At 73.8% G+C, this 18447-nt stretch carries 17 protein-coding genes and 1 pseudogene; 14 read left to right on the forward strand and 4 right to left on the reverse strand.

The features are described from left to right. From IE330_RS28570 to IE330_RS28580, 3 genes and pseudogenes are all read left to right on the forward strand, one after another. A pseudogene (locus tag IE330_RS28570) lies at nt 1-903 on the forward strand (hypothetical protein); the annotation flags it as partial. Then, nucleotides 900-2126 carry a type VII secretion-associated serine protease mycosin gene (mycP, locus tag IE330_RS28575; protein ID WP_190139038.1) on the forward strand — a complete coding sequence of 409 codons (1227 nt, stop codon included), beginning with the start codon at nt 900-902 and terminating at the stop codon, nt 2124-2126. The pseudogene IE330_RS28570 and the gene mycP, both read left to right, overlap by 4 nt. Before the next feature lie 85 nt (nt 2127-2211). Next, nucleotides 2212-2988, forward strand: coding sequence for an SseB family protein (locus IE330_RS28580; protein WP_190139039.1), 777 nt, complete (start codon nt 2212-2214; stop codon nt 2986-2988). 92 nt (nt 2989-3080) lie between these two features. On the opposite strand, the gene IE330_RS28585 is transcribed toward IE330_RS28580, so the two are convergent. Continuing rightward, nucleotides 3081-3491: a DUF1844 domain-containing protein gene (locus IE330_RS28585; protein ID WP_373314743.1), complete on the reverse strand. Its 411-nt coding sequence runs from the start codon at nt 3489-3491 to the stop codon at nt 3081-3083. Nucleotides 3492-3847: 356 nt separating this feature from the next. On the opposite strand from IE330_RS28585, the gene infC reads away from it, so the two are divergent. The 10 genes from infC to IE330_RS28635 all read left to right on the forward strand — a co-directional run bounded on the left by infC (nt 3848) and on the right by IE330_RS28635 (nt 15188). Next, nucleotides 3848-4495, forward strand: coding sequence for a translation initiation factor IF-3 (gene infC, locus IE330_RS28590; RefSeq protein WP_190139059.1), 648 nt, complete (start codon nt 3848-3850; stop codon nt 4493-4495). A 129-nt stretch (nt 4496-4624) separates the two neighbouring features. After that, on the forward strand, nt 4625-4819 hold the full coding sequence (gene rpmI / locus IE330_RS28595) for a 50S ribosomal protein L35 (RefSeq protein WP_016576627.1): 195 nt from the start codon (nt 4625-4627) through the stop codon (nt 4817-4819). Between the two features lie 104 nt (nt 4820-4923). Beyond that, nucleotides 4924-5307 (forward strand): 50S ribosomal protein L20, encoded by a 384-nt coding sequence (rplT, locus tag IE330_RS28600; protein ID WP_016642495.1) that lies wholly within the window; start codon nt 4924-4926, stop codon nt 5305-5307. Between the two features lie 217 nt (nt 5308-5524). Then, nucleotides 5525-6382 carry a TrmH family RNA methyltransferase gene (locus tag IE330_RS28605; protein WP_190139040.1) on the forward strand — a complete coding sequence of 286 codons (858 nt, stop codon included), beginning with the start codon at nt 5525-5527 and terminating at the stop codon, nt 6380-6382. 55 nt (nt 6383-6437) lie between these two features. Continuing rightward, the gene (locus IE330_RS28610) at nt 6438-7577 is read left to right on the forward strand and encodes a sensor histidine kinase (RefSeq protein WP_190139041.1); all 1140 of its coding nucleotides are present in this window, start codon (nt 6438-6440) and stop codon (nt 7575-7577) included. Nucleotides 7578-7786: 209 nt separating this feature from the next. Continuing rightward, nucleotides 7787-8920 carry a phenylalanine--tRNA ligase subunit alpha gene (pheS, locus tag IE330_RS28615; RefSeq protein ID WP_190139042.1) on the forward strand — a complete coding sequence of 378 codons (1134 nt, stop codon included), beginning with the start codon at nt 7787-7789 and terminating at the stop codon, nt 8918-8920. Next, on the forward strand, nt 8920-11463 hold the full coding sequence (gene pheT / locus IE330_RS28620) for a phenylalanine--tRNA ligase subunit beta (protein ID WP_190139043.1): 2544 nt from the start codon (nt 8920-8922) through the stop codon (nt 11461-11463). Before pheS ends, pheT begins: the two co-directional genes overlap by 1 nt. Nucleotides 11464-11887: 424 nt before the next feature. Then, nucleotides 11888-12865, forward strand: coding sequence for a PP2C family protein-serine/threonine phosphatase (locus IE330_RS28625; protein WP_229926002.1), 978 nt, complete (start codon nt 11888-11890; stop codon nt 12863-12865). Between the two features lie 266 nt (nt 12866-13131). Further along, entirely contained in the window at nt 13132-14481 is a 1350-nt protein-coding gene (locus tag IE330_RS28630) for an NsdA family TPR-like regulatory protein (protein ID WP_190139045.1), read from the forward strand. 164 nt (nt 14482-14645) lie between these two features. Further along, nucleotides 14646-15188, forward strand: coding sequence for an NUDIX hydrolase (locus tag IE330_RS28635; protein WP_190139046.1), 543 nt, complete (start codon nt 14646-14648; stop codon nt 15186-15188). Nucleotides 15189-15210: 22 nt separating this feature from the next. On the opposite strand, the gene IE330_RS28640 is transcribed toward IE330_RS28635, so the two are convergent. Next, entirely contained in the window at nt 15211-15468 is a 258-nt protein-coding gene (locus IE330_RS28640) for a hypothetical protein (protein ID WP_190139047.1), read from the reverse strand. A 318-nt stretch (nt 15469-15786) separates the two neighbouring features. Next, nucleotides 15787-16647, reverse strand: coding sequence for a 3-hydroxybutyryl-CoA dehydrogenase (locus tag IE330_RS28645; RefSeq protein WP_190139048.1), 861 nt, complete (start codon nt 16645-16647; stop codon nt 15787-15789). Nucleotides 16648-16831: 184 nt separating this feature from the next. On the opposite strand from IE330_RS28645, the gene IE330_RS28650 reads away from it, so the two are divergent. Beyond that, nucleotides 16832-18055, forward strand: coding sequence for a glycoside hydrolase family 10-like protein (locus tag IE330_RS28650; protein WP_190139049.1), 1224 nt, complete (start codon nt 16832-16834; stop codon nt 18053-18055). Nucleotides 18056-18180: 125 nt separating this feature from the next. Here the strand turns inward: IE330_RS28650 and IE330_RS28655 are convergent, their stop codons facing one another. Next, nucleotides 18181-18375, reverse strand: a complete 195-nt coding sequence (locus IE330_RS28655; RefSeq protein WP_190139050.1) for a DUF1918 domain-containing protein — start codon at nt 18373-18375, stop codon at nt 18181-18183. Nucleotides 18376-18447: the final 72 nt, after the last annotated feature.

Genomic DNA, 18447 nt, shown 5'->3' on the forward strand with positions numbered 1-18447 from the left:
GCCACGCCGCCCCGGACTCCGGCCGCGCGCAGGCCCGTCGGGGCCGTCGACCTGACCCCGCGCGGCGACGCGCACCGCCCCTTCGTGTTCCTGGCCCGGCCCGCGCTGTACGACGACACCACCACCCGGCTGCGCCCCGTCGGCGCCTGGCTGCGGCCCCGCCTGGCCGCCGCCGCGGCCTGTGCCGTCCTCGGGCTCGGGCTCATCGGCGGTGCCGCGACGGGCAGTTGGCTCACCGGCGGGCCGGACGGCACGCAGAGCGCCCGCGACACCTACGCCGCCGCGGGGAAGCTCTGGCACAGCCTGCCCGTCGACACGCTCTTCCCGCCCACCCTCAAGGGCGAGGGCGCGGGCCCCGGCGGCGCCGACCGCACCTGGAACCGCGTGGCCGTCGCCCCCGACAGCGGCTGCGCCCGCGCCTTCGACCCGCTGCTGCGCAAGGCCCTGGCCCCCGTCGGCTGCCAGCGGCTGCTGCGCGCCACCTACACCGACGCCACGAAGAGCCACCTCACCACCGTGGGCCTGCTGTTCACCCGGGCCGACGCCGAGGCCATGCGCGCGCTGCGCACCCGGTTCACCGAGGAGGGCCTGGACCGGCGCACCGACCTCATGCCCCGTGCGTACGCCGCCCCCGGCACCCCCGCCACCGGCTTCGGCGACGCGCAGCGCGCCACCTGGACCCTGTCGGTCCTGCCCGACGCGCCCGTCGTCGCGTACGCCGTCTCCGGGTTCGCCGACGGCCGCCCCGTCACCGAGCCCGAACCCGCCGCCGACGCCATGCGCACCGGCGCGACCTCCGCCCCCGCCCAGGCGGGCCTCGGCAACGACGCCAAGGGCATCGCCGACCGCGTCGAACGCGGCCTGCGCAAGACCGCCGCCGCGGGCCCGGAGGCGGTCCGATGAGCCCGGCACGCCGGACCGGCCGCCCGGCCCCGCGCCCGACGGTGGCGAAACGCTTCCGTGCCCCGGTCCTCGCCGCGGCCCTCGCCCTCGGCGGCGCGCTGCTGCCCGCGGCACCGGCCCACGCCGACGACGGCATCCGCTCCCAGCAGTGGGCCCTGGACGCCATGGGCGCCGAGCGGGCCTGGCGCACCACCAAGGGCGAGGGCGTCACCGTCGCCGTCCTGGACACCGGTGTCGACGACAGCCACCCCGACCTGAAGGGCAGCGTCCTGCCCGGCAAGGACATGGTGGGCTTCGGCGCCGGCCGCGGCGACCGGACCTGGGCCCGGCACGGCACCGCCATGGCCGGCATCGTCGCCGGGCACGGCCACGGCAGGGACCGGGGCGACGGCGTGCTCGGCATCGCCCCCGGAGCGAAGATCCTGCCCGTCCGCGTGATCCTGGAGGACGGCGACCCGGCCCGCGGCAAGGCCCGCCAGACCCGCGGCAACGCCCTCGCCGCGGGCATCCGCTGGGCCGCCGACCACGGCGCCGACGTCATCAACCTCTCCCTGGGCGACGACTCCAAGTCCGCGCACCCCGAACCCGCCGAGGACGCCGCCGTCCAGTACGCCCTGAAGAAGGGCGCCGTCGTCGTCGCCTCGGCGGGCAACGGCGGCGAGCGCGGCGACCACATCTCCTACCCCGCCGCCTACCCCGGCGTGATCGTCGCGACGGCCGTCGACGAGAACGGCGCCCGCGCCACCTTCTCCACCCGCCGCTGGTACGCCACGGTCGGCGCGCCCGGCGACGACATCGTCATCGCCGACCCCGACCGCAAGTACTACGAGGGCTGGGGCACCAGCGCCGCATCCGCCTTCGTCTCCGGCGCCGTCGCCCTGATCCGCGCCGCCCACCCCGGCCTCGCCCCGGACCGGATCAAACGGCTCCTCCAGGACACCGCCCGCGACGCCCCCGCGGGCGGCCGCGACGACTCCCGCGGCTTCGGCCTCATCGACCCCGTCGCCGCGCTGCGCCGCGCCGCCGAGCCGGAGCCGGACGCGCCGAGGACGACCTCGTACGCCGAGCCGTACACCGAGAAGTACTTCGGCCCGGGCCCCGACCGGCGAGCGGGCGACACCTCGTCCTCCGGCTGGCTCGGCCCGGTGGCCGGAGCCCTGGGCGCCGCCCTGCTGGCCACCGGCGCGTACCTCTGGCGCGGGCGCCCGCTCCGCCGGCGGTGACGCCGCCGCCGCGCCCCGGGCGCTCCCCGGGACGGGGGGAGGGCGGGCGGCGTCCGCCGCACGGCGGCGGGCTACTGTCGGGGACGTGCAGACAAAGAACATCCCGGACCCCGGTTTCTCCGACGACGACGGCTCCGCCGACCCAGAGCTGAGCGCGGCGCTGGCGGCCTGGTCCCAGGACCGGACCGCCCACGGGCCGGTCCTCAAGGCGCTCGCCGGCGCCCGGCTCCTCGTCCCCGTGGTCGCCGTCCTCGGCGAGGTCGAGGAGGACAGTCAGGAGGGGCGCGAAGCTCGAAACAAGGGCGGTGGGAGACGGGAGGGCGGGCTCCGCCGGGAGAAGACCAGCGACATGGCGGTGCCGACGCTCAAGGCGGGCCACCGCACCGCCCTGCCCGCGTTCACCTCCACCGAGGCGCTCGCCCTGTGGGACCCGGCCGCCCGCCCCGTCGCCGTACCGCTGCACCAGGCCCTCCAGGCGGCCGCCCACGAGAAGGCCGACACGATCGTCCTCGACCTCGCCGGACCCGTGCCGTACGAGCTGAACCGCCCCGCGCTCCTCGCCCTCGCCGAGGGCCGGCACAGCACCGACGCCCTCACCGACCCGGCCGTGCGCGCCGCCGTCCACGCCGCCGTCGCCGCCGAGCCCGCCGTGGCGCGCGCCCACCTCGGCCCCGGCTCGGCCGACGGCACCCTCGCCCTGGTCCTCGACCCCGGCGCCGCCCCGGCCGAGACCGTCCGGCGCGTGGCCGAGGCCCTGGCCGCCGACGACACACTGAGGGCCCGCCTGGTGCGCGGCCTCGACCTGGCCCTGCTGCCGGCCGAGGCGACGCCCCCTGGCGAGCCCCTCTACGTGCGTCCCTGATACGTACGTCCCTGATACGTCTCTGGTACGTACGTCTCTGGTACGTACGTCCCTGATACGTCCCTGGTGCGTACGTCCCGGATGTGCGCGGGTCAGCCGAAGACCGGCCCCGTGTACTTCTCGCCCGGCCCCTGCCCCGGCTCGTCCGGCACCACGGAGGCCTCGCGGAACGCGAGCTGGAGGGACTTCAGGCCGTCCCGCAGCGGAGCCGCGTGGAAGGAGCTGACCTCGGTCGCGCTCGCGTCGAGCAGACCGGCAAGGGCCTGGATGAGCTTGCGGGCCTCGTCCAGGTCCTTGTGGGCCTCGCCCTCCTCGGCCAGGCCCAGGTTCACCGCCGCCGCGCTCATCAGGTGCACCGCGACCGTCGTGATCACCTCGACCGCGGGCACGTCCGCGATGTCACGGGTCATGGCGTCGAAGTCGGGGCTCTGGGTGGCGGAGGCGGACGCGGCCGGTGCGGCCGAGGGGTCCGGGATGGGGGCGGCGGGGCTGGTGTCACTCATGCCCCACACCCTAGAGCCGCCCGCGGGCCGTTAGCCCCACCCCCCGGGACCTGCTAACCTTGGGTGACGACCGGCCGGACACCGGCGCGCCAGCGCAGGCTCCGGCCCACAAGTGGAGGCTCCGATCTCCCACCTTGCCGCTCCCCGAGCGGCGGGTCACCGGTCAGGCGGTCCGCTCCCAGAGCCATGGTCCGCCCGATGCGCCCCGTGGTCACCGCGGAGGTGCTCCGGTATTCGTATGGAGCCCCTGCTGTGATCAGTCGGGGCATTTTTTGTGCTCCCGGTGTGTTGGTCGAACAAACAGACGTAACGCGGCTGTCCGCCAGACCGCCGCGTGGTGCTACCGAGGAGGATCCATCAGCGCCGAGCCCCGCATCAACGACCGGATTCGCGTTCCCGAGGTGCGACTTGTCGGTCCCAGCGGCGAGCAGGTCGGGATTGTCCCGCTTGCCAAGGCCCTGGAGCTTGCGCAGGAGTACGACCTGGACCTGGTCGAGGTCGCGGCGAACGCCCGTCCGCCCGTGTGCAAGCTCATGGACTACGGGAAGTTCAAGTACGAGTCGGCCATGAAGGCCCGTGAGGCGCGCAAGAACCAGGCGCACACGGTCATCAAGGAGATGAAGCTCCGGCCGAAGATCGACCCGCACGACTACGACACCAAGAAGGGTCACGTCGTCCGGTTCCTCAAGCAGGGCGACAAGGTCAAGATCACGATCATGTTCCGTGGTCGCGAGCAGTCCCGGCCGGAGCTCGGCTACCGGCTGCTGCAGCGCCTCGCCGAGGACGTCCAGGACCTCGGGTTCATCGAGTCGAACCCGAAGCAGGACGGCCGCAACATGATCATGGTCCTCGGTCCGCACAAGAAGAAGACCGAGGCGATGGCCGAGGCCCGTGAGGCCCAGGCGGCCCGCAAGGCGGATGCGAAGGCCAACCCCGGCAAGTCGCAGAACGCCGCCGACGGCGAGCCTTCCGAGGCCCCGGCCGAGGCTTCCGCCGAGGCCTGATCCCCGGACGCGCGACGTGTGTACGCACGACGCATGTCCAGGGATTGCCCACTGATACATCGGACGCTTCCGGATGCCCGGTTTCACGACCGGGCATCGGAGCGCCACTGACGAGGAGAGAACGGCGCTATGCCGAAGAACAAGACGCACAGCGGTGCCAGCAAGCGCTTCAAGGTCACCGGCTCCGGCAAGGTGCTCCGCGAGCGCGCCGGCAAGCGCCACCTGCTCGAGCACAAGTCGTCCCGCGTGACGCGTCGCCTCACCGGCAACGCCGAGATGGCCCCGGGCGACGCCGCGAAGATCAAGAAGCTTCTCGGCAAGTGACGTCGCGGCCCCCGGTGACGGGGGCCTCGCGACGCCAGGACCGGGACATCAGTCGAACCGGGCCGTGTGACGACCACCACGGCCCCGCTACAAGGAGTTAACAAGTGGCACGCGTCAAGCGGGCAGTCAACGCCCACAAGAAGCGTCGGGCGATCCTCGAGCAGGCCAGCGGCTACCGCGGCCAGCGGTCGCGCCTGTACCGCAAGGCGAAGGAGCAGGTCACCCACTCCCTCGTCTACAACTACAACGACCGCAAGAAGCGCAAGGGCGACTTCCGTCAGCTCTGGATCCAGCGGATCAACGCCGCTGCCCGCGCCAACGGCATCACCTACAACCGCTTCATCCAGGGTCTGAAGGCCGCCAACATCGAGGTGGACCGCAAGATCCTGGCCGAGCTGGCCGTGAACGACGCCAACGCGTTCGCCGCGCTCGTCGAGGTCGCCCAGAAGGCGCTGCCGTCCGACGTCAACGCTCCCAAGGCCGCGTGACGTTGCACTGAGCTGAGCGAGTGTGACTGGACCCGCAGGCCCTCCGGCCTGCGGGTCCAGTCACGTTTGGCCGACGGCCCGCTGCGCGATGCCGCCGCCGGTTCGGCACCGCCGGACAGCGGTCCGGTGGCCGAGCGCCGTCGCGGCGGAAAAGAAAGCCCCCTGCCGACGGGAGGGCACCCCTGCCCCTCCACCCCGTACACCTGAAAGCGACGCGATGGCACACGGTCCGGAACTGATCTCCCCGCGCTCGCCGCGCGTCAGTGGCGCGCGCCGGCTCGGCAAGCGGAACTTCCGCGGCAAGGAGCGGCTGTTCCTCGCGGAGGGGCCGCAGGCGGTGCGGGAGGCGGCCGGACACCGCAGCGGCGGTGCGGCCACGCTCGTCGAGCTGTTCACGACCGTGGAGGCCGCCGAGCGGTACGCCGACATCGTGGCGGACGCCCGGGCCGCGGGCGCCCGCGTGCACCTCGCCGACGAGAGCGTGATCGCCGACATCTCCACCACCGTCACCCCGCAGGGCCTCGTCGGCGTGTGCCGGTTCCTCGACGTGCCGTTCGAGGAGATCCTCGCCGGGCGGCCCCAGCTCGTCGCGGTGCTCGCGCACGTCAGGGACCCCGGGAACGCGGGCACGGTGCTGCGCTGCGCGGACGCCGCGGGCGCCGACGCGGTGGTGCTCACCGACGCGTCCGTGGACCTCTACAACCCCAAGGCGGTGCGCGCCTCCGTCGGCTCGCACTTCCATCTGCCGGTGGCCGTCGGCGTCCCCGTGGAACAAGCCGTACGCGGCCTGAAGGCGGCCGGTGTCCGGGTGCTCGCCGCGGACGGCGCGGGCACCGACGACCTGGACGCCGAGCTGGACAAGGGCACCATGGGCACCGAGACCGCGTGGATCTTCGGCAACGAGGCCTGGGGCCTGCCGGAGGAGACCCGCGCACTCGCCGACGCGGTGGTGCGCGTTCCGATCCACGGCAGCGCGGAGAGCCTGAACCTCGCGACCGCGGCGGCCGTGTGCCTCTATGCGTCCGCCCGGGCGCAGCGCGCCTCCGGAGGGTGCCGCTCCGTCACCCACGGCTAGTAGGGTGTCGGGCTCGGGGGCTCACTGCCAGCTCCGAGAGGCGGGGACAAGGGGAATGAGCGTCGGCACGAGCAGGGCACCGGGAGTGCGGGGCGTGCTGTGCCCGCCCGCGGCCCCGGCCGGCCCGGGACTGGGCGAGCTCGGCCTCGACCCGGACGACCTGCCGGACGGCCTGGTCGTCGCCGACGAGAGCGGGCGCGTCATCTGCTTCAACGCCGCCGCCGCCCGCATCACCGCGGTACGGCCCGCCGACGCGCTCGGCGCCCCCATCGAACGCGCCCTGCCCCTGGAGGACCTCGAAGGCCGCCGCTGGTGGCAGCTCACCGACCCCTACGGCGGGCTCACCATCCGCGTCGCCCAGCCGGAGCGCAACCTGCTCCTGCCGGGCGGCAGGGAGGTCCTCGTCTCCGCCCGGTACCTGCGGTCGCGGCCCACGGGCCCGCTGCGCCGCCTCGTGGTCTCGCTGCGCGACACCGAGGCCCGGCGGCGCACGGAGCGCAGCCACGCCGAGCTCATCGCCACCGTCGCCCACGAGCTGCGCTCGCCGCTGACCTCCGTGAAGGGCTTCACCGCGACGCTGCTCGCCAAGTGGGAGCGGTTCACCGACGACCAGAAGCGGCTCATGCTGGAGACCGTCGACGCGGACGCGAACCGGGTGACGCGGCTCATCGCCGAGCTCCTCGACATCTCCCGCATCGACTCCGGCCGGCTCGAACTGCGCCGCCAGCCTGTCGACATCGGCGCCGCCGTCGGGCGCCACATCCAGGCCCACGTCGCCGCCGGACAGGACGCCGACCGCTTCCTCGTCCGCCTCCAGCACCCGCTGCCCGACCTGTGGGCCGACCCGGACAAGATCGACCAGGTGCTCAGCAACCTCCTGGAAAACGCGGTGCGCCACGGCGAGGGAACTGTCACGATCGACGTGGCGCCCTCGCCGTCCCTGCGCGTCCGGGGCGCGACCGACACCGCGGTCACCGTCAGTGACGAGGGCTCCGGTATCCCGGAGGAGTCGATGAGCCGCGTCTTCACCCGCTTCTGGCGGGGCAGCAAACGCGGCGGGACAGGACTGGGCTTGTACATCGTGAAGGGCATCGTCGAGGCGCACGGCGGCACGATCACCGTCGGCCGCGCGGCGAGCGGCGGCGCCCAGTTCCGATTTACGTTGCCCGTGGGGGCCCCGGCGTACCTCCAGTGAGCACCGGCCGAGCAGCCGGTGCCCGCCGCCTGAGCCGCCCGCGGGCGCATTCGTTCACGTCAGCCCCGTTAGACTCGGCCTTTGGCACCTTTGCGTCCCCCTGCGCGGGACGGCTCCGCACCGAGCCCATCGAGTCAGGGACGGCTCCGCGCGAGCCGGGCGCCGTCCGCGGGGGACCATCCGCCAGCCAACCGGAAGCACGGGAAGAGATGTCGGCACCGAACAAGTCGTACGACCCTGTCGAGGTCGAGGCACTGAAACCTGAAGAGATCGAGCGCATGCGGGACGAGGCGCTCGCCGCCTTCGCGGCCGCCGCCGACCTCGACCAGCTCCAGGAGGCGAAGACCGCGCACTGCGGCGGCACCTCGCCGCTCGCGCTCGCCAACCGCGAGATCGGCGCGCTGCCCCCGCAGGCCAAGGCCGAGGCGGGCAAGCGCGTCGGCATGGCCCGCGGCGCCGTGAACAAGGCGCTCGCCGCCCGCCAGAGCGAGCTGGAGGCCGAGCGGGACGCCCGCGTCCTGGTCGAGGAGGCCGTGGACGTCACGCTGCCCCACGACCGCGTCGCGGCCGGTGCCCGGCACCCGCTGACCACGCTGTCGGAGCGCATCGAGGACATCTTCGTCGCCATGGGCTACGCGGTCGCCGAGGGCCCCGAGGCGGAGGCGGAGTGGTTCAACTTCGACGCCCTGAACATCGGCCCGGACCACCCGGCCCGCGGTGAGCAGGACACCTTCTTCGTACAGGGCGCCGAGGGCGCTGAGGGCACCGACGGCTCCGGCGTCGTGCTGCGCACGCACACCTCGCCCGTGCAGATCCGCTCGCTCATCGACCGCGAGCCGCCGGTCTACGTGATCTGCCCCGGCCGCGTGTACCGCAGCGACGAGCTGGACGCCACCCACACGCCCGTCTTCCACCAGGTCGAGCTGCTCGCCGTGGACGAGGGCCTGACCATGGCCGACCTCAAGGGCACCCTGGACCACATGGTGCAGGCGCTGTTCGGCGGCGAGGGCATGAAGACCCGGCTGCGGCCGAACTTCTTCCCCTTCACCGAGCCGTCCGCCGAGATGGACATGGTCTGCTACGTGTGCCGCGGCGAGTCCGTGGGCAACCCCGACCGCCCCTGCCGCACCTGCTCCAGCGAGGGCTGGATCGAGCTCGGCGGCTGCGGCATGGTCAACCCCAAGGTGCTCCAGGCCTGCGGGGTCGACCCGGAGAAGTACAGCGGATTCGCCTTCGGGTTCGGCATCGAACGGATGCTGATGTTCCGCCACAACGTCGAAGACATGCGAGACATGGTCGAGGGTGACATCCGGTTCACCCGGCCGTTCGGGATGGAGATCTGATGCGGGTCCCGCTTTCCTGGCTGCGGGAGTACGTCGACCTGCCGGCCACCGAGACCGGCCGTGACGTACAGGCCAAGCTCATCGCGGCGGGCCTGGAGGTCGAGACCGTCGAGCGGCTCGGCGAGGGCCTCAAGGGCCCGCTGGCCGTCGGCAAGGTCCTCACCATCGAGGAGCTCGAGGGCTTCAAGAAGCCCATCCGCTTCTGCACCGTCGACGTCGGCACCGCCAACGGCACCGGCGAGCCGCAGGAGATCGTCTGCGGCGCCCGCAACTTCGCCGTCGGCGACAAGGTCGTCGTGGCGCTGCCCGGCGCCGTGCTCCCCGGCGACTTCGCCATCGCCGAGCGCAAGACGTACGGCAGGATGTCCCGCGGCATGATCTGCTCCGGCGACGAGCTGGGCATGGGCGACGACGGCAGCGGCGGCATCATCGTGCTGCCGCCCGAGCACGAGGCCGGCAGCGACGCCATCGAGCTGCTCGAACTGTTCGACGAGGTCCTGGACATCGCCGTCACGCCCGACCGCGGCTACTGCCTGTCGATGCGCGGCGTCGCCCGCGAGACCGCCACCGCCTACGGCCTGCCGCTGCGCGACCCGGCGCTGCTCGACGTCCCGGCGCCGAACTCCTTCGGCTACCCGGTCCGGATCGGCGACCCCACGGGCTGCGACCGCTTCACCGCGCGCACCGTCACGGGCCTGCGCCCCGACGCCCGCTCGCCGATCTGGCTCCGGCGCCGCCTGCAGAAGGCGGGCATGCGCCCGATCTCGCTGGCCGTCGACGTCACCAACTACGTGATGCTGGAGCTCGGCCAGCCGCTGCACGCCTACGACCGCTCCCGCGTCCAGGGCACCATCGGCGTCCGCCGGGCCGAGCAGGGCGAGAAGTTCACCACCCTCGACGGCGCCGAGCGCGTCCTCGACGCCGAGGACCTGGTGATCACCGACGAGCGCGGGCCCATCGGCCTCGCCGGTGTCATGGGCGGCGCCAACACCGAGATCGCCGACCACGACGCCGCCGACGAGGACGCCACCACCGACGTCGTCATCGAGGCCGCGCACTTCGACCCGGTCTCCGTGGCCCGCACCGCGCGCCGCCACAAGCTGGCCTCCGAGGCGGCCCGCCGCTTCGAGCGCGGCGTCGACCCGCAGGCCGCGTCCGCCGCCGCGCAGCGCACCGTCGACCTGCTCGTGCTGCTCGCGGGCGGCACCGCGGAGGCGGGCGTCACCGAGGTCATCGCGCCGTCCGCGCCGCACACCATCACCATGCCCGCCGACCACCCGGACAAGGTGGCCGGCGTCGCCTACGGCCGCGAGACCGTCGTCCGCCGCCTCCAGCAGGTCGGCTGCGACGTCTACGGCCAGGACGTCCTGACGGTCACCGTGCCGTCGTGGCGCCCGGACCTCGCCGAGGTCAACGACCTCGCCGAGGAGGTCATCCGCCTCGAGGGGTACGAGAACCTGCCCTCGACGCTGCCCAAGCCGCCCGCGGGCCGCGGCCTCACCGAGCGGCAGCGCCTGCACCGCCGCGCGGGCCGCGCCCTGGCCGGCGCCGGGTACGTGGAGGCGCCGACCTACCCCTTCCTCAGCGAGCGGGTCTTCGACCAGCTCGGCCTGGAGGTGGACGACCCGAACCGCCGCGTGGTCAAGCTCGTCAACCCGCTCTCGGACGAGGAGCCCGCGCTCCGCACCACGCTCCTGCCGGGCCTGCTCGCCGCGCTGCGCCGCAACGACGGCCGGGGCAGCCACGACCTGGCGCTGTTCGAGACGGGCCTGGTGTTCCACCCGTCCGACCAGGCGGCCGTCGCCGGGCGCCCGCCCGTCGACCGGCGCCCCACGGACGAGGAGATCGCCGCGCTGAACAGCGCCCTGCCCGAGCAGCCGCGGCACGCCGCGGTCGTCCTCGCGGGCGCCCGCGAGCGCGCCGGCTGGTGGGGCAAGGGCCGCCCGGCCGACTGGGCGGACGCCGTCGAGGCGGCCCGCCTCCTGGCCCGCGAGGCCGGCGCCGAACTCATCGTCCAGCAGGGCCAGTACGGCCCGTGGCACCCGGGCCGGTGCGCCGAGCTCACGGTGTACCTGGAGAGCGCGCAGGGCCCGAACGGCGAGCAGGGCGACCTGGTCACCATCGGCCACGCGGGCGAGCTGCACCCGCGCGTCGTCAAGGCGCTCGGCCTGCCCGCCCGCACCTGCGCGATGGAGCTGAACCTGGACCTGCTCCAGGAGGCCGGCGAGGGCACGCCGCGCGCGCCGCGCATCTCGTCCTTCCCGGTGGCCACCCAGGACGTCGCGCTGGTCGTCGACCAGGACGTGCCGGCGGCCGTCGTCGAGGCGTACCTGCGCGACGGCGCGGGCGACCTCCTGGAGGACATCCGGCTGTTCGACGTCTTCACCGGCGACCAGGTCGGCGAGGGCAAGAAGTCGCTCGCGTACGCGCTGCGGTTCCGCGCGCCCGACCGCACGCTGACCGTCGACGAGGCCTCGGCCGCCCGCGACGCGGCGGTGGCCCGCGCGGCCGAGACGACCGGCGCGGTGCTGCGCGGGGCGTAGCGGACGCCGCCTCGGCAGCCGCCCGGCGCACGAAGGCGCAGGTGAGGGGGCGCATCCGGACAACCGGATGCGCCCCCTCCGGCGTGCCGGGGCCCGGCCCGGGGCGCCGCTCACTCGTTCAGGTGAGAACGCCCGGTGATCCGGCCCGATCCGGCCGGGCGGTCGACAGAATCGATCCGGCCGCAGGGGCTCGCCCCGGACCCGGCCCACACGCTGGACCAGGCCTTACCCGCACGCTGCACCGGGCCTCAGGGGGGCCGTCGGCATGATCCTCAGCAAGCCCCGGGCGCTGTGCCGCGGCGCCGGATTCCGGCGCCGCCCGCGGTGGCGCCCCCGGCGCCACCGCCAGGAGCGTCCCCCGGCCCCGTTCGAGCGGCGCCGGCGGCGGCTGCTGCGCCGCGCCCTCACGCTCGGCCTGCCCACGGTGTGGGGCGCCGTCGCCATCACGTACAAGCTCACCTGCCCGCTCGCACAGCAGAGCGGGCTCGGCGCCCGGATCGTCACCAGCGCCGTGTTCTTCGCCGTCGGCACCGGGCTTGTCTTCCACGTGCGCCACGCCCTGGTGCGGGAGCTGCGGCAGGTCCGCGAGGTCGCGGGCGCCGCGCAGAACGTCCTGCTCCGGCCGCTGCCGCCGCGCATCGACGGCTTCGCGCTGGCCGCGGGGCGGCTGTCCGCCGCGCGTGGCGCCCTGGTCGGCGGTGACCTGTACGAGGTCGCGGCCACCGACCACGGCGTGCGCGTCGTCATGGGCGACGTACGCGGCCACGGCCTCGCCGCGCTCGGCACCGTCGCCGCCGTGCTCGGCAGCTTCCGCGAGGCCGCCCACGACGAGGCCGAGCTGCCGCAGGTGCTGCGGCGCCTGGAGCGGGCCCTCGACCGGCATCTGCGGGAGCGCTCCCGCGCCGAGCACCCGGCGGCCCCCGACGGCGGCCCGCTCGCCGAGGAGTTCGTCACCGTCCTGCTGGTGGAGATCAGCCGGGACGGCGACGTCTGGGCGCTCAACTGCGGCCACCCCTGGCCCTACCACCTGCGCGGCCTGGCCCGGCCGCTGACCGGCGGCGAGCCGCTGCCCCCGCTCGGCCCCTTCCCGCTCCCCGCCGACCTGGCCGCGCAGCGCTGCGGACGGCTGCTGCCGGGCGACGCGCTCGTGCTGCACACCGACGGCCTGGAGGACGCCCGCGACGGGTCCGGCCGGTTCTTCCCCCTGCAGAGCGTGCTCAGCGAGGCCGCGCGCGTCCCGTCGGTGGCGCCGGAGCGCGTGATCCAGGCGGTGTACACCCGGCTCCTGCGGCACGTCGGCCGGCTGCCGTCCGACGACGCGGCCCTGGTCGTGCTCCGCAACGACCGCGGGCGGGTCCCGCGGCAGACGGAGACCGGGCGGCGCGCCCGCACCATGAGCTGAACACCGCCCGGTGTGGTGCGGCCCGCGCCGTCCGGACCGTCGGGGAACTTCGGGCAGACGACGGTGTCCGGACGGCGCCGCAAGGGCCGCCGCGCTGTATGAGGGGGGAGCCGGCGGCCCGGCCGCCTCCTGGTGAGGCCTCAGTCAACCGAACGCGCGCCCCGTGCGGCAGTGCGCGTACCCCCCGGATGCGAGCACTCCGTTCACACCCCGTGTGAAGTGCGCTCCACTACGCTGGGTCGCGACCGAGCCACCGGAGGGCATCCATGCAGCCCAACACCCTGCTCGACGCGATCCTCGACGAAGCCGGCATCTCGCACGCGGGCCTGGCCGCCCACGTCAACCAGGCGGGCAAGGCCCGCGGTCTGGCCCTGAGATACGAACACACCGCCGTGGCCCGCTGGCTGAAGGGCCAGCGCCCGCGCGGACAGGTGCCCGACCTGATCTGCGAGGTGCTCGCGGCCCGCCTGCGGCGCCCGGTGACGCTCGACGACATCGGCCTCGGCGTGCCCGGCGGCCCGGTCGTCCGCGGCTCCACCATGGCCTCCACCCTCTCCGGGTTCGTCGAGCGCGCGACCGCGCTGTGGCGGTCGGACGAGCAGCAGCGCCCGCACCTGCTCGGCGCGCCCGCGGTGACCGGGACGCCCGCCGTGATGCCGGTGTGGGAGTGGGAGAACCCGCCGGAGGACACGGACGTGTCGCGCGGCGGCCGCCACCCGGTGAGCCTGGCGGACCTGGAGACGCTGCGCGCGGCCCGTACGCACTACGAGCAGATGTACCGCAAGACCGGTGGCGTCGCGACCCGCACCCGGATCGTCGGCTTCCTCAACGCGGAGGCGGCCCCGCTGCTGCGCGGCAGCTACACCGACGCGATGGGGCGCCAACTGCACCGCGCGACCGGCGGGTTGGTGGCGATCGCGGGCATCTGCGCCTACGACTCGGACGCGCACGGCCTCGCCCAGCGCTACTTCCACCAGGCGCTGCGCCTGGCCAAGGCCAGCGGGGACCGGGGGCTCGGCGCGTATGTGATCGCGCTGCTCGTCAACCAGTCGCTGTTCATGCGGGAGTACCGGCAGGCGGTCGCCTTCGCGGAGGCCGCGCTGCGCGCCGCGGGCCGCGACATCACGCCCGCGCTCGCCTCCGACCTGTACGCGATGCAGGCCAAGGCGTACGCGCACCTGGGCGACGGCAGCAGCGCGCTGTCGTGCATCCGGCGGGCCGAGGCCGCCGCCGACCGCATCCGGCGCGGCCGGGAGCCGGACGAGACGGGCTATGTCCAGCCGGGCCTGGTGAACGTACAGGTGGCGGAGGCGCTGCTCAGCCTCGGCGATCTCGCGGGCGCGCACGAGCACGCCGCGGCGGCGGTGGACACCCCGGCGCACGACCGGGGGCGCGTGCACCGGCTCGCCATGCTCAGCCAGATCGAGCTGCGCCAGGGCAACACCGACGAGGCGGTGGCCACGGCGGTGGAGATGGCGGAACAGGCGCGGGGGATGGAGTCCCAGCGGCTGCGCGACCGGCTGCGGGCCGTGCGCGAGCACCTCGTCCGCAGCGACTGCGCGGCCACGGCCGAGGCCGCCGAACTCATCGACGGGGCCCTGCGCATCCCGCTGTGAGCGGCCGGGCGCGGTGAAGCGCGCCGCTCCCGCCGGAGCGTGACCTCGGCGGCGCGGGAGCGGAACGAGGCCTGACACGTGCCGCGTCGCTCCGCCGTGCGCCGTGTGCCCTCGCTCTTTCCTGCTGCGATATTGCCATCTACTCGGCGGAAGGTGGCAGAACCGTGCAGTGGACGAAACAGAGCGAACAAACTGTGTATGGAAATCGGTGGTTCACCGTCAATCTGGCGGACGTCGAGCTGCCGAACGGCCGACACCTCGACCACTTCCTCATCCGGCTCCGTCCGGTGGCCATCGCCACGGTCGTCAACGAGGCCAACGAGGTCCTGCTCCTGTGGCGGCACCGCTTCATCACCGACAGTTGGGGCTGGGAGCTCGCGGCCGGGGTGGTGGAGGACGGCGAGGACATCGCCGACGCGGCGGCGCGTGAGATGGAGGAGGAGACCGGCTGGCGGCCGGGACCCCTGCGGCACCTGATGAGTGTCGAGCCGTCCAACGGGCTCACGGACGCCCGGCACCACATCTACTGGTCGGACGAGGGGACCTACATCGGCCACCCCGAGGACGACTTCGAGTCGGACCGCCGTGAGTGGGTCCCGCTCAAGCTCGTCCCCGACATGGTGGCGCGTGGCGAGGTCCCGGCCGCCAACATGGCGGCCGCCCTCCTCCTGCTGCACCATATGCGCCTCGGTGAGGACGCGCGCTGACCGCTCCGACGCGGCCCCGGAGCTAGTGCCCGAGGGCCTGCCAGACCGCCACGGCGAGCGCGCCGACCGCGGTGAGCGCGGCCAGGGCGGGCAGGGGCCATCGGGTGTGTTCCAGGGCCGTGATCCGGACGGCCAGGTCGTCCTGGTCCTTCGTGTGCTGTGCGTCACGTGCGGTGAGCAACGCGAGCTGTCCGTCGACGCGGGCCAGGCCCACGTCCAGGCTACGACGTAACTCTGCGAGTTCTTCCGGGACCACGGCACGCTCGGGGTCGGTGGTCACGAGTCCGCTCCTCTCAGTAGTGATCGCTTCCCCCCTGTGCGTAGTTCGAAAGTCAACTCGCCTGGTGGTCGCGGCGGGAGAGTGTGCGAAGGGCATATGCGAGCCCGGCGCGCACACGGCGTGTGAACGGCGCGGGCCCGGCACTCGGGGAGTGCCGGGCCCGTGGACTGGCCGATTTTGACCCTCGTTCAAACACGCAGCGTAGCCATCGCCAGGGAAGGCGGGCGTCCGGCCCGTACCCGGCCGACGCCGGGACGGTCACCGCGCGCGGCCGAGCCGGGTTCGGCCGTAGCTCCGGGTTCAGCCGTAGCTCCGGGTTCAGCCGTAGCTGTAGAAGCCCGAGCCCGTCTTGCGGCCGAGGCGGCCCGCGTCGACCATGCGCTGGAGCAGCGGGGGAGCGGCGTAGAGCGGCTCCTTGTACTCGGCGTACATCGAGTCGGCGACCGAGGCCACGGTGTCCAGGCCGATCAGGTCGGACAGCTTGAGCGGGCCCATCGGGTGGGCGCAGCCCATCTCCATGCCGTTGTCGATGTCCTCGCGGCTCGCGATGCCCGACTCGAACATCCGGATCGCGGACAGCAGATACGGGATGAGCAGGGCGTTCACCACGAACCCCGAACGGTCCTGGGCCCGGATGGCGTGCTTGCCGAGCACCTTCTCGGTGAAGAGCTGCGCCCTGCTGAGGGTCCCCTCCGACGTGGTCAGCGCCGGGATCAGCTCGACGAGCTGCTGCACGGGGGCCGGGTTGAAGAAGTGGATGCCGATGACCTGGTCGGGCCGCGACGTGGCCACGGCCAGCTTCACCAGCGGGATGGAGGAGGTGTTGGAGGCGAGGATCGCGTCCTGCCGCGTCACCACCTGGTCGAGGACCTGGAAGATCTCGGTCTTGACCTGCTCGTTCTCCACGACGGCCTCGATGACGAGGTCACGGTCGGCGAACTCGCCGAGGTCCGTGGTGAAGCTGAGCTGCGCGATGGTCGTGTCCCGCTCCGCCTCGGAGATCTTGCCGCGCTCGGCGGCCTTGGACAGGGAGTTGTACAGCCGCGTACGACCGATCTCCAGGGCCTCCCCGGTGGTCTCCGCGACCTTCACCTCCAGGCCGGAACGGGCGCAGACCTCCGCGATCCCGGCGCCCATCTGGCCACAGCCCACCACTCCGACGCGCGCAATGTCGGCCATAGAGTCGGTCACCTCGTGCCTTTCGCTCATCTACAGGGGCGGCAGGTCCCCCCGTACGGTGCCGGTCCCTGCCTCGCCGGTGAACGTTACTCCGCGCGTCGCGGTGCGCGGGGGTCCGGGTCGGGCATGCTGTCCCCGAACGGCCAGGGCTTGTCCGGGGTTTCCAGGAACAGGGGACGGACTCATGAGGCATATGTCACGTCGGGCCTTCACCGTGGCGGCGGCGTCGGTGGCCGCGGGGCTCGCGACAGCCGGGGACGCGGCGGCACGGGAGCGTTCCAGACGCCAGGGGCACGAGATGCGGGGCATGTGGGTGGCCACGGTGGTCAACATCGACTGGCCCTCCAAGCCCGGCCTGCCCCCCGAGCGGCAGCGCGCGGAGCTGATCGCGTACCTGGACGAGGCGGTGCGCCGCCGCCTGAACGCGGTCGTCCTCCAGGTGCGCCCGACGGCCGACGCGTTCTGGCCGTCGCGGTTCGAGCCGTGGTCGGAGTACCTCACCGGCACGCAGGGCCGGCACCCGGGCTGGGACCCGCTGGGCACGGCGGTGCGCGAGGCGCACCGCCGGGGCCTGGAGCTGCACGCCTGGTGCAACCCGTTCCGCGTCGCCATGCACGCCGACCCGGGGCGCCTGGTGCCGGGCCACCCCGCGCGCGTGCACCCCGAGTGGGTGGTGCCCTACGGCGGCAAGCTCTTCTACAACCCGGGCCTGCCCGAGGTGCGGCGGTTCGTGCAGGACGCCATGCTCGACGCCGTACGGCGCTACCGCCTCGACGCGGTGCACTGGGACGACTACTTCTACCCGTACCCGGTCGCCGGGCAGGTCTTCGACGACGACGAGGCCTTCGCCCGGTACGGCGGGGGCTTCCCGGACCGGGCGGCCTGGCGGCGGGACAACATCGACCGCCTGGTGCGCGAGATGGGCGTCCGCGTGAAGAAGACGCGGCCCGGCACGCGGTTCGGCATCAGCCCCTTCGGCGTGTGGCGCAACGCGTCCACCGACCCGGCCGGCTCGGACACGTGGGCCGGCGTGCAGACGTACGACGACCTGTACGCGGACACCCGCGGCTGGGTGACGAAGCGCTGGATCGACTACATCGCCCCCCAGCTCTACTGGCACATCGGGCTGCCCGCGGCGGACTACGCCAAGCTGGTGCCCTGGTGGGACGCGGTGGCCCGGGGCACGGGCGTACGGCTGTACGTGGGGGAGGCCCTGTACAAGGCGGGCGACCCGGCGCAGCCCGCGCCGTGGCAGGACCCGGCCGAGCTGTCCCGGCACCTGACGTACGCCAAGGACTTCCCGCAGGTGCGCGGGCACATCTTCTACTCGGCGAAGCACGTGGTCGCGGACCGGATCGGCGCGATGCAGCGCGTGGTCGACGACCACTACACGCCGCGCGCCCGCTGACGGCACCCGGCTCCGGCGCCTGCGCGCCCCGAGGCGTCGGGGGCCGGCTTCCGCCCGGCCGCGGCCGACCCGGGGCCGGTCCCCGGTCGGGGCGCCGGTCCCGGGCGGGCGATGTCCGCGCCGGCTCAGTCCGCTTCGGAGAAGGGCCGTACGACCGTGTCCGGGCCCGGTGACATCACCGTCTCGTGGCCGTCCTCGAAGCGCACGCGGTACGGCGGGCCGCCGTTCGCGCCGAGGACCTCGACGACTTCCGCAGTCCGGTCGTGCTGTCCGACGATCCTGCCGTGGATCAGCAGCCGGTCGCCCACGGATGCTTGCATGGGGAGTGACCTCCTCGTCCGCGTCACGGGTGGTGGCGGTGCGTGGCCGTCAGTGTACGACCGGTCGCCCCG

The organism is Streptomyces longispororuber (genome assembly GCF_014656095.1).
Classification (GTDB): domain Bacteria; phylum Actinomycetota; class Actinomycetes; order Streptomycetales; family Streptomycetaceae; genus Streptomyces; species Streptomyces longispororuber.

Excerpts from the sequence above, each read along its gene's own strand:
- mycP (WP_190139038.1), top strand. The coding sequence starts at position 900 with ATGAGCCCGGCACGCCGGACCGGCCGCCCGGCCCCGCGCCCGACGGTG.
- IE330_RS28585 (WP_373314743.1), bottom strand. The coding sequence starts at position 3,491 with ATGAGTGACACCAGCCCCGCCGCCCCCATCCCGGACCCCTCGGCCGCA.
- rpmI (WP_016576627.1), top strand. The coding sequence starts at position 4,625 with ATGCCGAAGAACAAGACGCACAGCGGTGCCAGCAAGCGCTTCAAGGTC.
- IE330_RS28605 (WP_190139040.1), top strand. The coding sequence starts at position 5,525 with ATGGCACACGGTCCGGAACTGATCTCCCCGCGCTCGCCGCGCGTCAGT.
- IE330_RS28610 (WP_190139041.1), top strand. The coding sequence starts at position 6,438 with ATGAGCGTCGGCACGAGCAGGGCACCGGGAGTGCGGGGCGTGCTGTGC.
- pheS (WP_190139042.1), top strand. The coding sequence starts at position 7,787 with ATGTCGGCACCGAACAAGTCGTACGACCCTGTCGAGGTCGAGGCACTG.
- pheT (WP_190139043.1), top strand. The coding sequence starts at position 8,920 with ATGCGGGTCCCGCTTTCCTGGCTGCGGGAGTACGTCGACCTGCCGGCC.
- IE330_RS28630 (WP_190139045.1), top strand. The coding sequence starts at position 13,132 with ATGCAGCCCAACACCCTGCTCGACGCGATCCTCGACGAAGCCGGCATC.
- IE330_RS28645 (WP_190139048.1), bottom strand. The coding sequence starts at position 16,647 with ATGGCCGACATTGCGCGCGTCGGAGTGGTGGGCTGTGGCCAGATGGGC.
- IE330_RS28650 (WP_190139049.1), top strand. The coding sequence starts at position 16,832 with ATGAGGCATATGTCACGTCGGGCCTTCACCGTGGCGGCGGCGTCGGTG.
- IE330_RS28655 (WP_190139050.1), bottom strand. The coding sequence starts at position 18,375 with ATGCAAGCATCCGTGGGCGACCGGCTGCTGATCCACGGCAGGATCGTC.